Source organism: Pantoea sp. X-Soil-OKNW-556 (assembly GCF_059730695.1).
In genome coordinates this window covers 196705-218922 of sequence record NZ_AP035994.1, presented here as the reverse complement: position 1 = coordinate 218922, position 22218 = coordinate 196705, and the positions used below count along the sequence as shown (strand labels likewise).

Annotated in this window: 24 protein-coding genes; 13 read left to right on the top strand and 11 right to left on the bottom strand. The window is 55.5% G+C overall.

Going from position 1 to position 22218, the window contains the following annotated elements; genetic code table 11:
* The first annotated feature begins 21 nt into the window (after positions 1-21).
* Positions 22-672 (top strand): GntR family transcriptional regulator, encoded by a 651-nt coding sequence (locus AC6I8T_RS27485; protein ID WP_208727318.1) that lies wholly within the window; start codon positions 22-24, stop codon positions 670-672.
* Between the two features lie 41 nt (positions 673-713).
* On the opposite strand, the gene AC6I8T_RS27480 is transcribed toward AC6I8T_RS27485, so the two are convergent.
* From AC6I8T_RS27480 to AC6I8T_RS27455, 6 genes are read right to left on the bottom strand one after another with little or no spacing between them, the layout of a single operon-like run.
* Positions 714-932: an FmdB family zinc ribbon protein gene (locus tag AC6I8T_RS27480; RefSeq protein WP_021185576.1), complete on the bottom strand. Its 219-nt coding sequence runs from the start codon at positions 930-932 to the stop codon at positions 714-716.
* Between the two features lie 9 nt (positions 933-941).
* Positions 942-2366: a dihydropyrimidinase gene (hydA, locus tag AC6I8T_RS27475; RefSeq protein ID WP_013512802.1), complete on the bottom strand. Its 1425-nt coding sequence runs from the start codon at positions 2364-2366 to the stop codon at positions 942-944.
* Positions 2367-2384: 18 nt separating this feature from the next.
* Positions 2385-3326, bottom strand: coding sequence for a dihydrodipicolinate synthase family protein (locus AC6I8T_RS27470; RefSeq protein ID WP_036627360.1), 942 nt, complete (start codon positions 3324-3326; stop codon positions 2385-2387).
* A 4-nt stretch (positions 3327-3330) separates the two neighbouring features.
* Complete coding sequence (locus AC6I8T_RS27465) at positions 3331-4479, bottom strand: NAD(P)/FAD-dependent oxidoreductase (protein ID WP_497834917.1); 1149 nt, start codon at positions 4477-4479, stop codon at positions 3331-3333.
* Positions 4476-5891, bottom strand: coding sequence for an FAD-dependent oxidoreductase (locus AC6I8T_RS27460; protein ID WP_497834916.1), 1416 nt, complete (start codon positions 5889-5891; stop codon positions 4476-4478). The genes AC6I8T_RS27465 and AC6I8T_RS27460 overlap by 4 nt, the downstream gene beginning before the upstream one ends.
* On the bottom strand, positions 5878-6162 hold the full coding sequence (locus AC6I8T_RS27455; protein ID WP_497834915.1) for a (2Fe-2S)-binding protein: 285 nt from the start codon (positions 6160-6162) through the stop codon (positions 5878-5880). The genes AC6I8T_RS27460 and AC6I8T_RS27455 overlap by 14 nt, the downstream gene beginning before the upstream one ends.
* Before the next feature lie 158 nt (positions 6163-6320).
* On the opposite strand from AC6I8T_RS27455, the gene AC6I8T_RS27450 reads away from it, so the two are divergent.
* The 6 genes from AC6I8T_RS27450 to AC6I8T_RS27425 all read left to right on the top strand — a co-directional run bounded on the left by AC6I8T_RS27450 (position 6321) and on the right by AC6I8T_RS27425 (position 12014).
* Positions 6321-7139: a transporter substrate-binding domain-containing protein gene (locus tag AC6I8T_RS27450; RefSeq protein WP_208727321.1), complete on the top strand. Its 819-nt coding sequence runs from the start codon at positions 6321-6323 to the stop codon at positions 7137-7139.
* Between the two features lie 66 nt (positions 7140-7205).
* The gene (locus AC6I8T_RS27445; RefSeq protein WP_021185569.1) at positions 7206-7874 is read left to right on the top strand and encodes an amino acid ABC transporter permease; all 669 of its coding nucleotides are present in this window, start codon (positions 7206-7208) and stop codon (positions 7872-7874) included.
* The gene (locus tag AC6I8T_RS27440; RefSeq protein WP_021185568.1) at positions 7874-8563 is read left to right on the top strand and encodes an amino acid ABC transporter permease; all 690 of its coding nucleotides are present in this window, start codon (positions 7874-7876) and stop codon (positions 8561-8563) included. The genes AC6I8T_RS27445 and AC6I8T_RS27440 overlap by 1 nt, the downstream gene beginning before the upstream one ends.
* Positions 8541-9278, top strand: coding sequence for an amino acid ABC transporter ATP-binding protein (locus AC6I8T_RS27435; RefSeq protein WP_013512794.1), 738 nt, complete (start codon positions 8541-8543; stop codon positions 9276-9278). The genes AC6I8T_RS27440 and AC6I8T_RS27435 overlap by 23 nt, the downstream gene beginning before the upstream one ends.
* A 58-nt stretch (positions 9279-9336) precedes the next feature.
* A complete protein-coding gene (locus tag AC6I8T_RS27430; RefSeq protein WP_497834938.1) occupies positions 9337-10518 on the top strand; it encodes a pyridoxal-phosphate-dependent aminotransferase family protein in 1182 nt (393 codons plus the stop codon).
* A gap of 197 nt (positions 10519-10715) precedes the next feature.
* The gene (locus AC6I8T_RS27425) at positions 10716-12014 is read left to right on the top strand and encodes an MFS transporter (RefSeq protein ID WP_208727323.1); all 1299 of its coding nucleotides are present in this window, start codon (positions 10716-10718) and stop codon (positions 12012-12014) included.
* 38 nt (positions 12015-12052) lie between these two features.
* On the opposite strand, the gene AC6I8T_RS27420 is transcribed toward AC6I8T_RS27425, so the two are convergent.
* The 4 genes from AC6I8T_RS27420 to AC6I8T_RS27405 all read right to left on the bottom strand — a co-directional run bounded on the left by AC6I8T_RS27420 (position 12053) and on the right by AC6I8T_RS27405 (position 14811).
* Positions 12053-12352: a helix-turn-helix domain-containing protein gene (locus AC6I8T_RS27420; RefSeq protein ID WP_208727324.1), complete on the bottom strand. Its 300-nt coding sequence runs from the start codon at positions 12350-12352 to the stop codon at positions 12053-12055.
* The gene (locus AC6I8T_RS27415) at positions 12349-12699 is read right to left on the bottom strand and encodes a type II toxin-antitoxin system RelE/ParE family toxin (RefSeq protein WP_497834914.1); all 351 of its coding nucleotides are present in this window, start codon (positions 12697-12699) and stop codon (positions 12349-12351) included. The genes AC6I8T_RS27420 and AC6I8T_RS27415 overlap by 4 nt, the downstream gene beginning before the upstream one ends.
* Positions 12700-12880: 181 nt before the next feature.
* Entirely contained in the window at positions 12881-14152 is a 1272-nt protein-coding gene (gene otnK, locus AC6I8T_RS27410) for a 3-oxo-tetronate kinase (protein ID WP_497834913.1), read from the bottom strand.
* Positions 14146-14811, bottom strand: coding sequence for an aspartate/glutamate racemase family protein (locus AC6I8T_RS27405; RefSeq protein ID WP_021185564.1), 666 nt, complete (start codon positions 14809-14811; stop codon positions 14146-14148). The genes otnK and AC6I8T_RS27405 overlap by 7 nt, the downstream gene beginning before the upstream one ends.
* A 206-nt stretch (positions 14812-15017) precedes the next feature.
* Here AC6I8T_RS27405 and AC6I8T_RS27400 point away from each other — a divergent pair, with 206 nt between their 5' ends.
* Both AC6I8T_RS27400 and AC6I8T_RS27395 read left to right on the top strand, forming a co-directional pair.
* Entirely contained in the window at positions 15018-16265 is a 1248-nt protein-coding gene (locus tag AC6I8T_RS27400) for an alpha-hydroxy acid oxidase (protein WP_208727327.1), read from the top strand.
* A gap of 2 nt (positions 16266-16267) precedes the next feature.
* Positions 16268-16957: a molybdate ABC transporter substrate-binding protein gene (locus AC6I8T_RS27395; protein WP_208727328.1), complete on the top strand. Its 690-nt coding sequence runs from the start codon at positions 16268-16270 to the stop codon at positions 16955-16957.
* On the opposite strand, the gene AC6I8T_RS27390 is transcribed toward AC6I8T_RS27395, so the two are convergent.
* A complete protein-coding gene (locus AC6I8T_RS27390) occupies positions 16954-17988 on the bottom strand; it encodes a LacI family DNA-binding transcriptional regulator (RefSeq protein ID WP_021185561.1) in 1035 nt (344 codons plus the stop codon). The genes AC6I8T_RS27395 and AC6I8T_RS27390 overlap by 4 nt on opposite strands.
* A gap of 265 nt (positions 17989-18253) precedes the next feature.
* On the opposite strand from AC6I8T_RS27390, the gene AC6I8T_RS27385 reads away from it, so the two are divergent.
* From AC6I8T_RS27385 to AC6I8T_RS27370, 4 genes are all read left to right on the top strand, one after another.
* A complete protein-coding gene (locus tag AC6I8T_RS27385; RefSeq protein ID WP_021185559.1) occupies positions 18254-19561 on the top strand; it encodes an MFS transporter in 1308 nt (435 codons plus the stop codon).
* A 12-nt stretch (positions 19562-19573) separates the two neighbouring features.
* Complete coding sequence (gene otnC / locus AC6I8T_RS27380; RefSeq protein WP_021185558.1) at positions 19574-20212, top strand: 3-oxo-tetronate 4-phosphate decarboxylase; 639 nt, start codon at positions 19574-19576, stop codon at positions 20210-20212.
* 37 nt (positions 20213-20249) lie between these two features.
* On the top strand, positions 20250-21398 hold the full coding sequence (locus AC6I8T_RS27375) for a lactonase family protein (protein WP_208727329.1): 1149 nt from the start codon (positions 20250-20252) through the stop codon (positions 21396-21398).
* Between the two features lie 81 nt (positions 21399-21479).
* On the top strand, positions 21480-22187 hold the full coding sequence (locus tag AC6I8T_RS27370) for a hypothetical protein (protein ID WP_021185556.1): 708 nt from the start codon (positions 21480-21482) through the stop codon (positions 22185-22187).
* Positions 22188-22218 lie beyond the last annotated feature (31 nt).

The window sequence follows — 22218 nt, the reverse complement described above, 5'->3', positions numbered from 1 at the left end:
TGTCTTAATGGTGAGTAGCAAGTGACCTCAGTAAAACAAGCCTCAGCAGAGAAGTTAGGTGAACTGGCCTATCAGACACTGCGCCGTATGATCCTGGAGAAAACCCTGCGTAGTGGTGGGGCGGTGGTTGAAGGACGACTGGTTGAAGAACTCAATATTTCCCGTACGCCATTGCGTGAAGCGTTGTTGCGGCTCGAAGGTGAGGGATTGCTGGTCAGGTCGAGCGCCCGTTCGTATTCCGTGCGCTTTATCAGCGCCCAGGAATATTTTCAGATCATGAAAGTGCGTGAGCTGCTGGAAACCGAAGCCATTGCGTTGTCCATCAACAAGATAGAACCTGATGTGATTAATCAGCTTGCCGACCAGGTGCAGTCTCTCGCGGCAGGTCAGCCTGAACAAGCCTACTGGGATGTTGACGATACCGTGCACACGCTGTTCGCGCAGCACTCGGGTAATGCGGTGCTGGCGCGGATGATTGAACAGGCGCGCACCCAGAGTCGAATGTTCGAGTTGATCACGCCGTTCAACCGCATCGAAGAAGATCGTGAAGAACATCTGGCGATTCTCAATGCGTGGAAAAGTGGCGATGCCGCGGCGGCCAGCCAGGCGGTGAGAACGCATATCAGAAACCTGTCAGCCTTTGTGTTGAAACGGATCACCGAAGGCAATTAATCGCCGCAAGGGTATGCGTCAACCGCATACCCTTCAGCCACTCACTTAATGACGCCGGGACAGCAGGGGCATCCCTCAACATGCAACGGGTTGCGCACCTCCGCGCCCGGTTTGCTGCGCAGCAACACCGGTTGAAAACTGACCTTCCGTTCGGCGTTTTTCTGGCAGATCGGGCAGGGCGCGGGTTCATCGCGCGCCGCCACAGAACGGCGCAACTCAAATGCGCCGCAGTCTGAACAGAGATAATCATAGTAAGGCATTGCGCTCTCCTACCATTTACCCACTTCACCACGCGGGATAAAGCGTCCCTGGCCGGTTTTGCCTACCCATTGGTCATCACTCACCAGCAGCTCGCCGCGCAGCAGCACTTTCTTCACTTTGCCCTGCACCTGATGCCCTTCAAACAGCGTGAAATCCACATCGCTGTGTTGTGTTGCAGCGCTGATGGTGTGTTTTTCGTTGGGATCAAAGATGACGATATCGGCATCGCTACCCACCGCGATGGTGCCCTTTTGCGGGAACAGACCGAACAGCTTGGCCGGGGCGGTGGACATCAGCTCGACAAAGCGGTTAAGCGAAATACGGCCACTGCGCACGCCGCCGTCATACACCACCGTCATACGGGTTTCGACGCCGGGCACGCCGTTAGGAATTTTGGAGAAATCGTTGGCACCCAGCGGTTTCTGATTAATTTTTCCTAAATGGCCTTCCTTCATGCAGTACGGGCAATGGTCGGTAGAAATCAGTTGCAGGTCATCGGTTTTCAGCGCCGTCCACAGCGCGTTTTGCGCTTCTTTCGAACGCAGCGGCGGGCTCATCACGAAGCGTGCGCCATCAAAGCTGTCGGATTCGTCGCTGTCAGCGTAAGACGACTCATCAAAGAACAGATAATGCGGGCAGGTTTCGGCGAATACCGGGATGCCGAGGTCGCGCGCTTCCACCACATGTTTCAACGCTTCTTTTGCCGAAAGATGGACAAAGTAGACCGGCGCCTCCGCCAGTTCCGCCAGCTTAATACCGCGATGGGTCGCTTCCCCTTCCAGCAGTGCGGGGCGTGTCAGGGCATGATGGCGTGGCGAGGTGTGGCCCTGTGCCAGCGCTTCCTGAATCAGCAATTCGACGATGGTGCCGTTTTCTGCGTGCAGTGCCACCATGCCGCCATGCTGGCCGACCATGCGCATCGCCTGGAAAATGGCCGCATCATCGGACATCACCGTGCCGGGATACGCCATAAACATCTTGAAGCTGGAAACGCCTTCATGACGGATGGCGTAGCGCATATCCTCCAGTACCTGCTTATCCACCTCGGTAATGATGACGTGAAAGCCATAATCGATGCTGGCGACATTATCCGCTTTGGATTGCGCGCGCTCGATGGCCTGCAACGGGCTGGTGCCGTGATTCTGCAAGGCAAAATCGATAATGGTGGTGGTGCCACCATAGGCTGCCGAACGGGTGCCCGATTTAAAGTTATCGGCGGTCACCGACGGGCCAAAGGTGTTTTCCATATGGGTATGGCAATCAACCCCACCGGGGAACAGCAGCATGCCACTGGCTTCAATCACCTGGCAGTTAGCGCCAGGTTGCAGATTCAGTCCGATACTGACGATTTTTTCATTCTCGATCAGAATGTCGGCGTGATAATCGTCCACCGCCGTGATAATCCGCCCACCGCGAATCAGGGTACTGGTCATGTTAGTCTCCGCTTGTACTTAGGGGGTAGCCGTAAAGGATTGTGCAAAGGTCAGCGCTGTCGCTAACCGCTGGCGCTGCGCGTCATCGACGGCAGGCACTGGCGGGCGCGGCATGGCGTGAGGAAGATGCCCGGCAAGATGCAGACAGGCTTTTAAGCGCGCATTGGCATGGGTGCCCGGCCAGGTGCCGTAGATCTCCTTCGCCAGTGGATAAATAAATTGATGCAGGCGCTGCGCTTCAGCGAGGTTTTGCTGCTGCATCGCGTCGTACAGCGCCACCACCAATTCGGGCACCACCGCCGCCAGACTCACCAGGCTGCCATCGGTGCCAAGGGCAAAGCAGGTCAGCAGATGCTCGTCACCGGAGGCCATCACCGCCACATGCGGTGCAACTTCACGGACCAATCGCAGGTTCGCCTCATAGGTGGCGGTTTCCCAGCTCCCTTCCTTCACCGCGACCACGTTGGGCAGGCAGACCAGTTGCTGAAGCAACGCCGGGGGATACGCCATACCACCGCTGTTCACGCCGGACTGATACAACATCATCGGTAACGCGGCGTTGGCATTGGCGATACGGTGGTGATTCAGCACCGTTTTCTCGTCGGTGGAGAGCGTCCAGGAGTAGGGTGGGAACAGCAGAATGGCATCAGCACCGGCGGCTTTCGCATCGTCAGCCTGCGCCTGTGCATCAAAACTGTCCTCGGCGTTAAGACCGGCTACCAGCAGCGTTTCCGGCGGGCACACCTGGCGCGCCAGGGTTACCACGCGACGTTTTTCCTCACGCGAGAGCGCGAAGTTCTCACCGGCATGGCCGTTGATGAGCAACCCGCGAATCCCTGGCACCTGCGAAACCTGGCGCAAATGCGCAATCAGGCTCGCTTCGTCGATGTATCTGCCACTTTCGTCCATCGGACAAACAGTCGCCGCATACACACCCTGGTAATGGTGTAACTCTTTCATTTTATTATTGGCCTCTGGATAAGGATGCGACTGCCTGGTCATCAGTGGGCAGCAGTCGTGATGGATCAAAAAGCGGCATTTCGGGTTGCTGGCCCAGGATCTGCTGCGCCAGCAGCTTGCCCATATACGGCCCGCTGGTATAACCGGAGTGGACGCAGCCAATCACGAAGAGATCCGGGTGTTGTGCCAGTGGCCCAATCATCGGCATCGCGTCGGCGGTTTCCGACTCCAGACCCAGCCAGATGCGTGCAACACGGGCAGACGCCAGTGCCGGAACGGCATGCTGACCCAGCCGCAGGTTGCCGATCAGGTTTTCGGGGATGGTTTCCCGACCGCCCAGCTCACGCGACCCGATGCCCTGCCAGCCGCCGCCGATCACCACGGTGCCGTTGGCAAACTGCTTCATGGATAACAAACCATTGGCGATGCTGAGTACGGAACGCATCACGGTTGGCATTCTTTCGGTGACGATCAACTGGTTAATCAATGTCTTAACCGGGATATGGATGCCGATCATCGCCAGCATCGGCTCCAGCCAGACACCGCCCGCCAGCACCAGACGGCTGGCCTCGATGGACTGGCTACGGTCCTCGGTTGAGACGCGATAACCGGCGTTTTGCCGCTCGATATGGCCGACGGAAAATTGTTCGATGATGGTTACACCGGCTTCACGCAGCGCGGCATAGAAGGCACGGCCTGTCAGGTAGGCGCTGGCAAAGCCATCGATCTCACAGAATGCCGCCGCTTTGATGGAGCCGTTGATGCCCGGATCAACCTTCATCGCCGCCTGCGGTGAAATCACCGAAATATCGGCACCATACTCACGCCGGGCTGCCGCGCGCTCTTCCAGCATCATTACTTCGACATCGGTAAAAGCGAGAGACAAACCGGGTGCATGGGTTGCCAGCACCCCCTGGCCGAGCCAGGTTTCCGGCCGCATCCACATCTCCCACGCTTTCATGGCGTAGGGCACCAGCGCGGCGCGGGTCATATGCAGCGTGAGTGTCCCGGCATTGACGCCGGAGGCACTGCGACAGAGGGCATTGCGTTCCACCACCACCACACGCATCCCGGCTTTCGCCAGAAACAGCGCGGTGGAGCAGCCCATCACGCCGCCGCCAACGATGCACACATCAAAGCGTGTTGAAGTCACAGTGGGGCCGCCTTAGGAATCGGGATATCCGCATAGTCGTAGTCGCCGGTCATATCGCTGATGGTGAGCGGGCGCAGCGGAGTGCGGGGTGAGAAAATCCCCACAGTTTCGCGCGACACCCCCAGTTTGGTTGCCAGCAGTTCGGCGGCGATATCGCCGCAGGTGCGTCCCTGGCAGGGACCCATACCGCAGCGCGTCCAGGCCTTCAGTTGGTTAACATCATGCGCGCCGGCTTCGCAGGCTTGTTCGATCTCGGCGCGCGTGACGTCTTCGCAACGACACACAACGGTGTGCGGCGGGATACTGTCAACATGGCCTTCACGCAGCGCCATCATCGCGGCCATCTTCTGCCCGAAGCGGGCGGCGTGCTGCCAGGCTTTGCTGAGGTTTTCAGCTTCCGGTTCTGGCACGGTTTTGCCCTGAATGATGGCGACACAAGCCAGTCCGACGCGTTTGCCTTGTTCCATTGCCGCAGCGGCACCACGAATACCGGCACCGTCACCGGCAACAAACAACCGTTCACGGCTGGTCTGGCCGTTTTCATCGGTTTCGGCAATCCAGCCGCCGGCCTCGCGGGAGTATTGATGTCTGGCATGGAGCAGACGCGTGATGTCGGAGGAGGGGGTCAGACCGTGGCCGACGGCAACACAATCCACCAGAATTTTTTTCGTTTTACCGGCGACAGGTCGTGCTGCTGCGTCACAGGGTGCGATTTCAGCCAGCAACTGGTCGCCCTGCGTACTGACCTTCACCAGCGTATGACGTGAATACAGCGGGGTTCTGGCGCGCAGAATCGGCAGACCATACGTCAGGCTTTGCTTGAAAATCGCCGGACGACTGAGCAGCGCCGAAGCGGTGCCAAGCCATTCGCCGCGTGAAGCAATGTCAACAATCGCCTTCACGTCACCGCCTGCTTTCAGGGTATTTCCCGCCACCGCCACCAACAGGGGGCCACATCCCGCCACCAGGGTGGTTTTCCCCGGCAGGGTACGCTGCGATTTCAGCAAAATAGTGGCGGCAGCCAGCCCGATCACACCCGGTAAAGTCCAGCCTTCAAACGGGACCACGCGCTCGGTGGTGCCGGTTGCCACCAGCAGCACCGTGGTGGTGCAGGCGATTGAACCGTCCGGCCCAAGGGCATCGACACGATAGTCGCCGGTCACCGCCCACACGACATGCCCCAAAAAGAGGCGCACCTTGCTCCGCGATAAGGCATCGCGCAAGGTTTCTCCGGCCCTGAATTCAGCGCCATCCATTTTTGCATCGGGCATGATCGGCGCGCGATACACCTGTCCACCGGCCGCCGCGTTTTCGTCGAACAACGCAACCCGCAGTCCTTTCGCTGAAGCCATCAGTGCCGCTGAAACCCCTGCCGGACCGGCACCCAGGACGATCAGATCATAATGATTCATAAGGATCGCTATCCGAAACAGAGTGAACAACCAGATCGGCCCTGGCCTCAGTTTTGCAAGCTAATACCCGCTTACCCTCCACCATGACCAGGCACTCCTGACACGAACCCATCAGGCAAAACATGCCGCGGGGCTGATGTTGATGGGGACTGAAGCGTAACGTTTTGACGCCGCTGGAAAAAAGTGCGGCGGCAATGCTTTGGCCCGGTAATGCCATATATCCCTGATTGTCAAAAACGAAACGGACGTTTTTCCCTGAAGTGTGCTGCATAACGTCTCCCTTTTTGGTCGACAACTGCTCATTGAGACTTGACAAGATGGAAGGCATGGTATCGTATACCAATCGTATATGTAAAGCATACGAAGTTTATATCGTTGGTCATTTGCCAACACCAGGGTAAGCAATCAGACGACACCGGGAGTTAAATAATGAGTAAAATTAGTATGTTAGGAAAGCTGGTTATCGCAGGCTGTATCGCCAGTTCGCTGTTGGGTGCCGCAACGGCCAACGCCAGATCGCTGGATGAGATCATGAAATCGAAAACGCTGATCGTCGGTGTGAACCCGAATCTTCCACCGCTCGGGGTGTATGACGATAAAAATCAGATCTCTGGTTTTGATGCGACAGTGGCGAAGAAAATTGCCGATTCTATGGGCGTGAAACTGGAGCTGGTGGCGGTGGGTTCGAATGACCGCGTGCCGTTTATCATGTCGGACAAAATTGATGCGGTGATGGGCGGAATGACCCGTAACGACGATCGCATGAAGGTGGTGGATTTCACCGATCCGGTTAACACCGAAGTGCTGGGCATCCTCACCACTGATAAAAAACCGTACAAAAAATGGCAGGACCTGAATGACCCGTCAGTAAAACTGGTGCAGGTGCGCGGCACCACGCCAATCAAATATATTCAGGACAACATTCCCAAAGCTCAGCTGTTGATCCTCGATAACTACCCGGATGCGGTGCGCGCCATTGCGCAGGGCCGCGCTGATGCGCTGATCGACGTGCTCGATTTCATGCTGGATTACACCAAAAAATATCCTACCAAGTGGCATGTGGTGGATGACCCGATCGAAGTGGATTACGACTGTATCGCCGTCAGCAAAGGCAACACCGCGCTGCGTGAGAAGTTAAATACCGAGATCGCCGCGCTGCATAAATCAGGCTTTATCGGCAGCAGCTGGAAGAAATGGTTTGGTCACGCCATGTTGCATGACCCAACTGCCTCGCCGACGAAATACTGAGTTTCGTTCTGATTTAATCGGGCGCCCGCAGTTTGGGGCGCTCTTTAGCGATTGAGCGTTGTTCTGATGAACCTGAATTTTTTCCCCATTCTTGATCAACTGCCTTACCTGTTAGGCGGCGCCTGGATCAGCCTGCAACTGGCGGTGCTGGCGTTCGCCTTCGGTATGGTGATTGCGATGATCTGTACCAGCATCCTGCGCTATGGCCCTAAACTGGCCGGTAAGTTTATTAACGCCTATGTGGTTTTTGCCACCAACACGCCGCAACTGGTGCAGATCTACTTTCTGTTTTTTGCTCTGCCGGAAGTGGGTATTTTGCTGTCGCCGTTCACCGCAGTGCTGATCGGTGCCACCTTCAATGCCGGGGCTTATTTATGTGAAATCCAGCGAGCGGGCTTTGATTCGGTCCGTCGCATGGAAATTGAAGCGGCAGAAGTGCTCGGCTTCTCCCGTGTGCAGATTATCCGTTACGTCATCCTGCCGCATGTCATCAAGGTGATGTTCCGACCGCTCTCCAACCAGTTCATTGTGATGACGCTGGGGACGTCAATGGCCTCGATGTTTGGTGTCGAAGAACTTACTGGCCGTACCTATAACCTCAGCTCACAAACCTATTTGTCAGTGGAATCTTTCTCCGTCGCTGCCGTGATTTATATCGTGATCACCATTGTCGCCACCTTTGCCCTGGCGATTATGGGGCGGTTTCTTTTCCGTGCCAGAACAGGGGTATTTTGATGAGCTACTTCGACTGGTCGGAAATTACCGGGTTGTTCTCGTACTACAATCTGTTGTTGTTATTGCAGGGGTTAGGCATCACGCTGGCACTGTCGGCGTTTGGCTGCCTGATTGGTTTTCTGGCGGGCTTTGTACTGGCGGTGACCATCAATACCAAAGCGGCGATCCTGTCACCGCTGCGTGGCGTGGTCCATGTGTATTTCTTTATTTTCCGGCGCATCCCGTTCCTGGTGACGTTATTTCTGGTGTTTTTTATCAGCCAGTATTCCGGCCTGCGCTTCTCCACCTTTACCGTGGCGCTGATCAGCGTGTGTATTATCGCTGCCGCCTATCTTGGCGAGATCATCCGCAGTGGGCTGGAATCGGTACACCATAACCAGTGGGAAGCGGCGGTGACGCTGAACTTTTCCTATTTGCAGACGCTGCGCTACGTGATCATTCCGCAGTCCCTGACGGTGGTGATTCCGCCAACCTTTAGCTTCTTCGTTATGTATATCAAAGACACGACGCTGGCTTCGCAGATTGGCGTGATGGAACTGACCTCCGCCAGCAAAATCCTGTCGGATAAAGGCTACTCGGCCACGCTGGTCTATGCCGTCGTCCTTATGCTGTATTTCATTGTGTCTTATCCGTTATCGCGTCTCGGTAAGCGTCTGGAGAGAAAAATTGCCACAGCTCGACATCATTAATTTAAAAGCCGCCTATAACGACCAACCGGTACTGGAGAACGTCACTTTATCGGTGGAGAAAGGCGATATCGTCAGCCTGATCGGGCCGTCCGGCTCCGGCAAAAGTACCCTGTTGCGAGTGCTGATGGGTTTACTGCTGCCGAAAGAGGGACAGGTTCTGCTGGAAAATAACGCGGTGGATTACGCCAATAAAGGCGAGTTGCGCCAGCTGCGTGAATCTATCGCCATCGTATTTCAGCAGTACAACCTGTTCCAGAATATGACGGTACTGGAAAACGTGATGATTACGCCCACCAAAATTAAAGGCTGGCCAAAGCAGCAGGTGGAGCAGGACGCGCGCCGTTTACTGGAACGGGTCGGGTTGTCACATCGTATCAATGCGTATCCGGACCAACTCTCCGGCGGTCAACAACAGCGCGTTGCCATTGCCCGCGCGCTGGCGCTGAAGCCCACCATCCTGTTGCTGGATGAGGTGACGGCGGCGCTCGACCCCGAGATGGTGAACGAAGTGCTGGATACCATTCGCGAACTGGCCTCAGAAGGGATCACGATGTTTATCGTTTCCCATGAGATGAGTTTTGTTCGTGAGGTGTCATCAAAGGTGGTGTTTATGGCCGATGGTCAGGTGGTGGAAACCGGCTCGCCACAGCAGGTGTTCGACGCGCCCACTCACGAACGCACGCGGCAGTTTGTCAGCAAAATTTTACGTCACTAAGGAAGATGTTTTGAACAAGCCTGTTTTTAGCCAGCTCAATCCCCCGCAACGCCTGTTAATGGGGCCTGGCCCGATCAATGCCGACCCACGCGTGTTGCGCGCCATGTCAGCACCCCTTATCGGACAATACGATCCAGCAATGACGGCGTATATGAACGAAGTGATGATGCTGTACCGCTCGGTATTCCGCACCAGCAACGACTGGACGTTGCTGGTGGATGGCACATCGCGTGCCGGCATTGAAGCGATTCTGGTTTCAGCCATCCGGCCTGGGGATAAAGTGCTGGTGCCGGTGTTTGGTCGTTTTGGTCATTTATTATGTGAAATCGCCCGTCGTTGCCAGGCGGAAGTTCACACCATCGAAACCCCGTGGGGCACGGTGTTTACCCCCGATCAAATCGAAGAGGCGATCAAACGGGTGCGGCCGACCATGCTGTTAACCGTACACGGTGATACCTCCACCACCATGCGTCAGCCGCTGGAAGAGTTAGGCGCAATTTGTCGGCGATATGGTGTGCTGTTTTATACCGATGCCACCGCGACTCTCGGTGGCAATCCGCTCGAAACCGATGCATGGGGTTTGGATGCGGTTTCAGCCGGAATGCAAAAGTGTCTGGGCGGTTCAGCCGGTACCTCGCCCATTACCCTGAGTGAACAGATGGCAGACTCGATCACCCGTCGACGTCATGTGGAAGAGGGGATCCGCGATAACCGTCATCAGGACGGTGACGAACCCATTATCTCGTCCAACTATTTTGATTTGGCGATGATCATGGATTACTGGGGCAGCGAACGCCTGAACCACCACACTGAGGCGACCTCGGCGCTGTATGGTGCCCGTGAGTGCGCACGATTGATTGTGCAGGAAGGTGTGGACGCCGGTATCGCCAGACACCAACTGCATGGCGCTGCATTGCGTGCCGGGGTTGAAGCGATGGGGCTGGAGGTGTTCGGCGACCCACGGCATAAGATGAATAACGTGCTGGGCATTAACATTCCTGACGGGCTGCATGATCAGCAAATCCGTGAATGCATGCTTAACGATTTTGGTATCGAAATCGGCACCTCTTTTGGCCCGTTAAAAGGCAAGATGTGGCGTATCGGCACTATGGGCTACAACGCGCGCAAAGACTGCGTGTTGCAAACCCTGGCGGCGCTGGAAGCCACGCTTAATCGTTATGGTTTTAAAACGGTGCAAGGGGCAGGGATGGAAGCCGCGTGGAATAGCTACGCTAACTGATCATAGCGGCGCACTTTATTGCGCATCTTTTTCAGCGCGATAAATCGCGCCGCTACAGATGCGGTGCGTTCTGGCGTTCAGCAAAATTCGTAAGCATAGCTGGCGGGTATCGTCTATCTTTACCCGTTGTTACTTAAGCTGTTTACTGATGAGGTCTCTATGCCGGGTTCTGCTTTACCATCCTCACTGAGCATCTTATGAGAAAAGTGCTCAACGCTTTTCTTCCGTTATATGTCACGACATTGCTGATGTTGCTCGGTTCTGGTTTGCTCACGACCTATGTGTCATTGCGCCTGGCGCATGAGCAAGTGAACGGCACGCTGATTGGCGCTATCACCGCGGCTAACTATGTCGGGCTGGTGATTGGCGGCAAAGTCGGACACAACCTGATTGCCCGCGTCGGGCACATCCGCAGCTATGTCGCCTGCGCCGGAATCGTGACCGCCTCCGTGCTGGGTCACGGGTTGACGGACATGATCCCGATATGGGTATTTTTACGCCTGATCATCGGTTTGTGCATGATGTGCCAATATATGGTGCTGGAGAGTTGGCTGAACGATCAGGCGGAATCCTCCCAGCGCGGCACGATTTTTGGTTTGTACATGGTGGCGACCTATCTGGGTCTGAGTGGCGGCCAGGTGATCCTCGCGATGCAGGATGGCTTTGGCATCAGCACCTTGTTGATTGTCGCGCTGTGCTTTGCGCTCTGTCTGGTGCCGATTGCCCTGACCACGCGAACCAATGCGCGTGCGATGTCTCCAGCCCCGATGGAGTTGGGTTATTTTCTCCGCACCATCCCGCGTTTACTGGCCACCACGCTGGTGAGCGGGATGGCGCTCGGTGCGTTTTATGGCTTAGCGCCGGTCTATGCCAGCCGTCAGGGTTTCAGCACCGAACAAACCGGTTTGTTTATGAGTGTCAGCATTTTCGCCGGGCTGGTGACTCAGTTCCCGCTCAGTTGGTTATCGGATCGCTTTGACCGCCAGCGGCTGCTGTTTTTTGTCGCGTTGTTGTATGGCCTGGGCGCGCTGACATTGGGTTTGCCCTGGACTCTCTCGTTCCAGATGTTGTTGGTGATCGCGTTTTTCGTCAGCATGATGCAGTTTGGACTTTATCCGCTTCAGGTGGCACTGGCGAATGATCAGGTGATGCCGGAAAGGCGCGTCTCCCTGAGCGCCTGTCTTTTGATGGCGTTCGGCATCGGGGCCAGCATTGGTCCGCTGGTGGTGGGGGCGCTGATGCAACCCTTCGGCAGCCATGTGCTGTACCTGGCGTTTACCTTGTGCGCATTGCTGATCGCCCTGATGAATCGCCCGGTCAAAGCCCTGCCATTGCCCACCACCGAAGTCCCTTTGCCGCATGTGGTGATGCCGGATAGTCTGGCGACTTCTCCGATTGGTGCCGCGCTGAACCCGACGCTGGAGGAAGACGCGATTCAGGCGACGATGGTGAATGAGGAACCGTTTGAGGCGGAAACCGCAGAGCGAAACGGATAATCCCGCCAGCAGGGCGCTTGCCCTGCTTGATAGGGTTATTAAATATGGAAGGCAACCCGTTTGCCGGTGGGTAATTCCACATCCAGGCTGAGTTTTCCGCCCATGGCTTCGATATAGCGTTTTAAGGTGGCGATTTTGAGATCATTGCCACGTTGTTCCAACTGCGTTACCGCTGGCTGGCTTATTCCCATCGCTTCAGCAACACTTTTTTGAGAGAGCTGTAACTCGTCACGTATCATCTGGAGTCCCGTCTCCAGGATCAATTCATCAGCCATTTCTTTGATTCGCGCCTGGCTATCCGGAGAGCGGGCGGCCAACACTTCATCTAACGTTCTCATTGGTTATCCTCCATTCTTGCCAGATGGACCGAAAATTCATCATCCGCGATACGGACCATTCGTTCATAAAATTTTTTGTCATTACTTTTATCACTTGCACACAGCAAAATGGCTCTTCTTACCGGGTCAAACGCAAAGAATGCACGTACGGGACGTCCTGAATATTGAACCCTCAGTTCCTTCATATTCTTATGCATGGAGCCATTTACTGTGTCTGCATATGGACGTGAGAGTGAAGGTCCATATGTTTGCAGATTGACCAAGTCTGCGAGGATCTTTTCCTGTAATCCATTTTCCTGATCATGAAGCCAGTCATCAAAACGTTGGCTAAAAAGTATAGTCCACATACCAATTCCCTATAAGCTGTGGCTTATAGTTAAAACTATATAAGCTAAAGATTATTATTTCAATAGACATTGAATGGTAAGTGAGGGGGCTGTTTCTTGGGAGCAATAGATGTGGGGGATTCGGGGACAAATCATAAGAACAGCGCGATAAGTCGCGCTGTTAGCGGCCAGGGAGATGGAATTACCCTGCCAGTACCTTTAACGCATGAGCAAAGAAATCTCTCCGGCCAAAATTTCCTGATTTCAGGGCCAGCGCCAGCGGTGCTTCCGGTTGTGCGAACAGCGCCGGAACGCCGGGGTCAATCTCCTCGCCAACCTGCAACGATCCCAGATTTAGCGCGCTCACCACCGCGCCGGAGGTTTCTCCGCCGCCGACCACCAGACGTTTAATACCCGCTTCGTACACCAGTTTGCGCGCCGCATCGCCAAACAGTTTATCGAGGTGGCGGGAGATATTATGCTGACCAAACTGTTGCTGTGCCTGCTGCACGCTGTCGGGATCGCCGGAAGAGTACACCAGCGGACATTCCTGCTGGTGTGCCAGGATAAATTTCACCACATCATTGGCACTGACGCGTTCATTCATCACATCGGTGATATCCAGCGCCAGCACCGCGTGGTGTTTTTGATGCTCCTCGATCTGCCCGCGTGTGGCACCGGAACAACTGCCGACCAGAATGGCGGTCGCGCCGCTGACGGCCGGGTTGTTACTCCGATGGCCCAGTGCCTGCCCGGCCTTGATAAAGTTATGTGGCAATGCCCGGGCAATGCCGGAGCCGCCGCTGATGAATTTAAGCCCCGCCGCAGCGATACCAATAATTGTCAGGTCATGATCGCTCAGGGCATCCACCACCACCAACTGTGCGGAGTCATTATCCTGGGTTTCCAGTCGCTCACGCAGCCCCTCGCTGCCTTCCACCACCTGTTGCCAGCGAATATGGCTGACAGGGGTATGGGACTGGCGTGCCAACAGGCGGCGAATATCGGCATCCTTCATTGGCGTTAAGGGATGGTGCTCCATACCGGATTCATTTAGCGGTCGATCGTGAACAAACAGATTACCCTGATACAGGGTGCGACCCATCGCCGGGAACGCCGGGCAGACAATCACGCGCTTTGCCTGCAAACGTGCTGTTAGCGCATCGAGCACTGGCCCGATATTCCCCTCATCGGTGGAATCAAAGGTCGAGCAATATTTAAACACAATCTGGCTACACCCCTGCGCCAGCAGCCATTCGCAGGCCGCCAACGACTGCGCGACCGCTTCTGACGCAGGCAGCGAGCGGGATTTCAGGGCAATCACACCGGCTTCGACTTCCGCATGCGCAGGTTGTTGTGGCACGCCGAGATATTGCGTGGTACGCAAGCCACCTTCGCCGGGTAAGCCTTGTGACAGCGTCACCGCGATATCACTGGCTCCTGTAAAATCATCTGCGATAACGCCAATCAACATGATGATGCTCCTGTGGCTGCCTTCATTTTCTGCACCGCCGCATGCGGGGCCGTCAGCACCGGGATATCGACACGCGCACGCACCGCATCTGCGGCGCGAGAGGTGGAAAAGTGCGCCAGCATGATCACATCACAATGACTGAGTTGTGGCGCATATTCGGCGACCAGCCGGTTGTGGGTGTCGACATCCCCTTTACGTAACCGATCGATGGCGTCCGGCACCAGGACGGTTTCCAGCCGGGCACCAGATCCGATTTGCGCCGCATACTGATCGAATTCGGCGCACATGGTCACCAGTGACGGGCCGAAGGTCGCTAACATGCCGATGGTTTGGCCCTGCTGCAATGCGGCTTCGAACATCGCTTCGTTGGGTTTTAACACCGGCACCGGCACGGCGGCTGCCAGTTCATCAATCGCCGGACCGAATGCGGAGCAGGTGACCAGAATACCCCGGGCATCCATGCTGTAGCCGTAACGACCAAAAGCCACAAAGCGATCCGTCAATCGACGCGACAGTTGCTCCTCTTTGGCGCGGTCAATGGTCAGCCCGTCATCCAGCAGATTGACTACCTCAGCCTCGGGCCATAAGTCGTTAAAAGCTTCCTGAATCGGGGTCATCGCCACCGGGGTAGCGTGCAATAAAACAATGCGTTGGTTCATGGTTATCTCCGTCAGCAGCGACGATCAAAGTGGACTACAGCACACCATACTTAATCCGGGTTGAAAATGTAAGGGCTTACATTTCTGTTCATATGGTGACGGCGATCACACAAAAAAACTGCGCGTCTGTCAGGATATAAACAGGATAGCCTCGTAATAACCCCTGATTTGAAACCGCTTACTTTCCATAAAATTGAGAACGCACTATGACAACTCGTGGAGACACCACCGCTATTAACATCGCCGTGACGCCAGAAGTGCAGGTTCGTCCCGCTAATACCGTACCGCGCCATTTTCGCGATCTGCTGGCGCTGGACGACTTCGAACGTCATGCACGCAAGCGCTTACCAAATATGATTTTTCAGTACGTAAAAGGCGGAGTGGAGACCGGCAGAGGCATCGCCGCAGCCTATGAGGCTTATCAGCAGTATGTGTTTGTGCCGCGCATGTTTCGCGACGTGTCCGGGCGTGATCAGCACGTCAGCCTGCTGGGGCATAACTGGTCCCATCCTTTTGGTGTCGCCCCGCTGGGTGGCGCGTCTTTTGTCAGCTACCGTGCCGACCTGATGCTGGCAAAAGCGGCCAGAGCGATGAACGTGCCGATGATACTCAGCGCATCGTCACTGATTCCACTGGAGGAGGTGATTGCTGCTAATCCCGATGCCTGGTTTCAGGCCTACCTGGCGGGCGATCAACCGCGTATTGACCGTCTGGTCGAGCGTGTTGAACGCGCCGGGTATAAAACGCTGGTGGTCACCGGTGATACGCCGATGCTTGGCAATCGCGAACACAACACCCGCAGCGGCTTCAGCATGCCAATCAAAATCACGCCGAAAGTGATGTGGCAAAGCGCCCTGAGTCCGCGCTGGCTGCTCGGCACCGTAGCACAAACCTTCCTGCGCCACGGTGCCCCGCATTTTGAAAACACCGATGCGGAACGCGGACCGCCGATGATGTCGAACAAAGTGCGTAACACCAACGCGCGTGACAAGTTGAGCTGGAAACACGTTGAGGCCATCCGTAAGAAGTGGAAAGGCAACCTGGTGATCAAAGGGCTGATGTCACCGGAGGACGCCTTTATCGCCCGTGATTTAGGCGCGGATGCGGTCATCCTCTCCAACCACGGTGGACGCCAGCTTGATCACACCGTGCCGCCGTTGCATACCTTGCCTGAAATCGCCGCGGCGAAAGGGAATATGAAGGTGATAATCGATAGCGGCATTCGTCGTGGTACCGATGTGATGAAAGCGATGGCATTGGGTGCCGACTTTGTGTTTCTTGGCCGTCCGTTTCTGTACGGTTCGGTGATTGGCGCCCAGGCAGGCATCGAGCATGCCATGCATATCCTGCGTGATGAGATTGATCGCGATATGGCGCTGATTGGTGTCACCAAACCCGACCAACTGGATGCCGCGTTGTTGCGCCGTGCTCCGCTGTTTGCCCGCGAGGGATAATAATGACGTTACCTATTTATAGCGCGCTCGCCCTGAGCGCACCGTTCAACACGCTGATTGATGTTTGGCAGTCGGCACACCCGGATACGCCGCTGGCAATATGCTGGCATCCCAGTACCGTTATCGAGCAACAGCTGAACCAGGGGGCGGAAGCGGATGTGGTGATCGCCACGGTGGACACCGTCGATCGCCTGATTGACAAAGGGATTGCCGATGGCAGCAGCCGCATTGAAGTGGTTGACTCTCCGATTGGTGTGGCGGTGCTGGCCGGTGCCGTAGCGCCGGATATCAGCAACCTTGACCGACTGATTGCCAGCCTGCTGGCGGCGCGTTCTGTGGCCTGGTCGGAAGCGGGGGCCAGCGGCGTCTGGTTCTCGCGGTTGTTAAAGCAACTCAATATCGATGAGCCGCTACGTGCGCGCGGTACGGTGATCCCGGCCGGGTTTACCGCTGAGCAACTGGTTAACGGCAACGCAGATCTCGCGGTGCAACAAATCAGCGAACTGCTGATGGTGGAAGGGATTGACGTGGTGGGTCCGCTGCCGCCGGAAGCACAGCAACCGATCTCGCTGTCGGCGGCGGTGCTGACGTGTGCGCAACAGCCAGAACGGGCCAGTGCCTTTCTGGCCTGGCTGAAAACGTCTGCGGTGACAGACATCTTCAACCAGTTTGGTATGCAACGCCGCGATTAGCGTTCCTGACGGGGCACAGAACCGCTGCTGCCCCGAACAATCAATTCAGTCTTAATCAGCGTGTGTTGCGGGGCAGGCAGGTTATTGAGCGTATTCAACAGATAATGCGCGGCATGTTCACCAATTGAAGCCAGATCTACGCGCATGGTGGTCAGTGGATGTTCCAGGTGCTCGGCATACTCATAGTCATTGAAACCGACGATGGAGATGTCGCCGGGAATGCGCAGATAACGCTCGCTGGCGGCGCGCATGGCACCGAATGCCAGCAAATCGTTACCACAAATGATGGCAGTGGGCGGCTCCGGCCCGTCCAGCAGGCGGAACACCGCTTTGCGTGCGTCGTTCATGGTGAAAGCGTTATCGACAAGATGGCTATCCGCCAATGTCAGCCCCTGTTGTTGTAGCGCCCGTCGTGTCCCCTTCAGGCGATCCGAAACACGATCGTTTGACGGCGGCGTACCGACAATCACCGCAAATCGCTGATGCCCCAGTTCCAGCAAATGTCTGGCAATGGTTTCTGCTGCACCTTCGCTGTCATAGCCGACGCAGGGCTTCTCGCTGTCATGGGAGAAGGTCTGGATACAGGCAATTTCTTGCTGACTGATGCGCTCCCACAGGCGTGGATGGTGGGTGTTGCCCACCAGCATCAGACCGTCGATGCCGTATTCAATCAGCTTGTTCACCTCTTTCAACTCGGTGTCCGGGTCGAAATTGGAGTTCGCCAGCAACAACGTATAACCCGCATCATGGATTAACTGCTGAAACGCCGCCAGCGCGCGGGAGAAGGTTTCCGTCGCTAATGTTGGCACCACGGCACCAATGGTCATGCTGCGTCGCGAGGCGAGGGTGCGCGCTGCGCGGTTAATCACATAGCCGAGCTCTTCACAGGCTTTTTCCACCGCGGCGCGGCGCGCCGCTTTAACGGTAGTGCTGCCGTTCAACACGCGAGAAACAGTGGCCGTTGACACGCCAGAAAGGCGGGCAACATCTTCCAGTGATACGCGGCCGGATCCATTTTGTTTTTCACTCATCAAGTCACTCCTGCTGAAAGAGTGAGCTTGTCCACAAAATTCGCAGACAACTCACCATCAATTTTGAAAGCGCTTACTTTTGGCTTGACTGTATTTTGTAATCGCTTACTTTTTACATCATGTTATCAGGTCGGGGATGCCTGCTCACGTTTTTTTAACAGTTTCATGATGTCTGTCCCCGATTTTTAACGACACCGGCGGCGGCTGCACGCGTGATGCGGCTAAACCTCCTGTAACCCATAAATAAATCATAAAGGAATTCACCATGCGCAGATATCCACGAATTCGCTGGCTGATGATCGTGTTCTGCTTTTTCGCCATCGCTATCAATTACATCGATCGTATTAACCTGGCGATCGCTGCTCCGCATATCAAAGCCGACCTGGGCATCGACGACACCAGCATGGGGCTGATCCTCGGCGCTTTCTTCTGGACTTACGCCCTGATGCAGATCCCGGCCGGTCGCCTGATTGACCGCCTGGGGGCGCGTGCCGGACTGGCGCTGGCCGTGGGTTGGTGGTCGCTGTTTACCGTATTCACCGCGTTTGGCAAAGGCTTTGCCTCGATTTTTGCCGCTCGCCTGGCATTAGGCATCGGTGAAGCGGGGGGAAACCCGGGTTGTGTCAAAGTGGTGTACAGCTGGTTTGCCAAAAAGCAACGCGCCACCGCCAGTGGCATCTTTGATGCTGGCCCGCGCGCCGGCAGCGCGATCGCGCTGCCACTGGTGGCGTGGTTAATCAGTACCTGGGACTGGGAAACCTCTTTCGTGGTGACCGGGGCGTTAGGTTTGGTTTGGGTGGCTATCTGGTTGCTGTTTTATCGCGAGCCGGAAGAGATGAAAGGGCTGGATGAAACTGAACGGCAGAATTTGCTGGAAGATCGCGCCGTGCCTGCGACGCAGAACAACGGCAAGATCGAGATGTGGTCGCTGTTCCGCCATCGCAATGTGTGGGGCATGATGATTGGCTTCTTCTGCATGAACTTCGCCACCTATTTCTTTGTCACCTGGTTCCCGACCTATCTGACTATGGCGCATGGCTTCTCGCTGAAAGAGCTGGGTACCTTGGGGGCCATTCCGGCGCTGATGGGGATCCCCGGCAGCTTACTGGGCGGGGTGGTATCTGATGCGCTGTACCGTAAGGGGTTTAGTCTGACGGCGGCGCGCAAAACCTGCCTGATCACCGGGATGTTGCTTTCCAGTGTGATCGCATTCGCTGCATTTACCGACAGCATCACCGTGATCCTGACGCTGTTCTCCATTACCTATGCGGGCCTGGCCTTTACCGCCGCCAACATCTGGACGTTGCCAGCAGACGTGGCACCCGCCAGCAACTATGTCGCTACCCTCGGCGGTATTCAGAACTTCGCCGGTAATCTCGCCGGGATTGTCACCGCCTCGTTTACCGGCGTGATGCTTACCCTGAGCCACGGCTCGTTTGTTGTGCCGTTACTGGTGGCCGGCGGTATCTGCGTACTGGGCGCGCTGACCTTTATGTTTGTGCTTGGCAAACTGGAACCCCTTCCCATCAACACCCAAAGTGAATCGCCTGTCGTTGCCACGGCGAGCGAGTGAGGAGAAAAAACTATGCAAAATGAACAGTCGTTACGCGAAGAGATATGCCGGGTAGGGGAAGATCTGTTTACCCGCGGCTACACCACCGGCACCGCAGGCAATATCAGCGCTCGCCTGGAAGATGGCTGGTTGATCACGCCGACGGATGCCTGTTTAGGCCATCTGGAGCCGGCGCGTATCGCCAAAGTTAACCGCGACGGCGAGTGGGTTTCCGGTGATAAGCCCTCGAAAACGTTGCTGCTGCATCGCCAGATTTATGACCGCAATCCCGATGCGCACGGCGTAGTACATACCCATTCAACCCATTTGGTGCAACTGACGCTGGCGGGGGTCTGGCAGCGCGACAGCATTCTGCCGCCGTTGACGCCGTACCAGGTGATGAAAGTTGGCCGTATCCCGCTGATCGACTATCGCCGTCCAGGCCACGCCGAGGTGGCTGAGCAGGTTGCCGGTTTGGCTAACGAGGTGCGCGGCGTGATGCTGGAACGTCTGGGGCCGGTGATATGGGGCACATCGGTCTCAACGGCCAGCTTCGCATTGGAGGAGTTGGAGGAAACCGCGCGTTTATGGCTGAACTGCACAACGAAGCCAACGGCCTTACCGGAACAGGCGGTGCTGGAACTGTGCGAGCATTTCAACACCCGTTGGTAACTCAATCTCTGAACCCTACAATAAGTGACGATAAAAAATGAAAAAGAGAATCATGGCCGCAGGAATGATGTTATTTGCTTCCACTGTGATGGCACAGGAAAAGGCGTATGTGTATGTTTCGAATGGCGACAGCGGGACAGTGACCGCCTATACGCTGGATAAAGCACAGCGTCAACTTAAGCCGCTTGGGGAATATCCCACCGGTTTGAAAAGCATGCCAATGGCCGTTTCCAGCGATAAAAAAACGCTTTACGTGTCGGTACGCAGCCAGCCTTATCACGTCTCGGCCTGGCATATTCAGGCGGATGGCACCCTGAGTCACTTTGCGGATACACCATTGCCGGAAGCGATGGCGTATCTGGCGCTGGATAAGAGCGGCCGTTTTCTGCTCTCCTCTTCCTATGGTGGTGATCTGTTCAGCGTCAATCGCATCGCCAGCGACGGCAAAGTGGAAAGCGCACCGGTACAGGTGGTGCATACCGGTAAGCGTGCGCATTCGATTCAAACCGATCCCAGCAACCAGTTCCTGTTTGTTCCGTTACTCGGTGCTGATCAATTGTTGCAATACCGCTTCGACAGCCACAGCGGCAAGGTGACGCCCAATACCCCGTCGTTTGTGAATATTCAGCGTGAAGCGGCTACCGGTCCTCGCCATTTTGTCTTCGCGCCGCAACGCGATGAGCAGGGCGCGCAAAACATGTATTTGCTGACTGAGATGGCCGGCAATATCTCGCGTCTGACGCTAAATCAGGACGGTACCATGACCGAACATGAAGCGACGCCATCACTCGATCCGGCCATTGCCCGCAATATGCAACGTGGTGAGGCGCGTCCACTGACCGGTGATGATGATTTACCGAAGTCAGCCAAGCCGCGTTTGTGGCAGGCGGACATTCATATCACCCCGAACGGTCGTTTTCTCTATTCCACCGAACGCACCAGCAGCAATATCACGGCTTTTCGTGTTTCTCCGGTTGATGGGCGACTGACGTTAATTAACAGCACCAAAACCGAAACCCAACCACGCGGTTTTGCTATTGATAATTCGGGTCGTTATTTGATCGAGTCAGGGCAAAAATCAACCCAGGTGGCGTTGTATTCAATTGACCAAAATACCGGCAAGCTTTCATTAATTGAACGCGTGCCAACCGGGAAAGGTGCAAATTGGGTCACCATTGTTGAGTAAATATCAATCACCATCATCATGTTACATTATTCATTCAGCCTGAATTTGAATGATATTTATGCGTTAAATAAAGGAGTTGTCATGCCTAAAATTCGTCATGCGTTGCTGAACGCCTTATTATCCTCTGCGATTGTGGCTGGTAGTGTGCAAGCCAGTGCGGCGGAAAAAGTGGTGGCAACGGATCTGGAACCGCTGCATCACGTTATTCTGGAAAATAAGTATGTCACAGTGATGCGGGTGCTAATCCAGCCCGGACATTCCACGCTGTATCACGAACAACATCTGGATTACGTTAATACTCATATTGAAGGCAGCCCGGTGAAAATCGAATATCCGGACAAACCAGCCAACAACACCGAAATGAAAACCGGCAATGTGAAGTTCGGGGAACATCAGGGGAAATCTGATACCGATAAAGTCACCAACACCGGCAATAACGTTAATCATCAGGTGGCGTTTGAAATCAATATTCCGGGACCGCAACATTTTGGCGGCGCCACCCGCCCGTCAAACGAGGCCTTCCAGCAGGTGCTGGATAAGAAAACCGTAAAAGGCTGGAAAGTGACCCTTAAACCGGGTGAAAGCACCGGCGAATATACCCAGCATGGGCCGGGAGTGCGGGTGTTCTTCACAGAAGGGCGGGTGTTGTTAGCCGACCCTACCCATGTAAACCGGGTAAAAGAAGTGTGGGTTCATCCCGGCGATGCGTTTTTGACCGAACCTGGCAAAGTTGATATCACGGCGGCCAGTGGTGAAAATATTGTTTTCAATGATTACGAACTGTTATAGCACCGTTTGTATTTTGTATAGATTTACAATC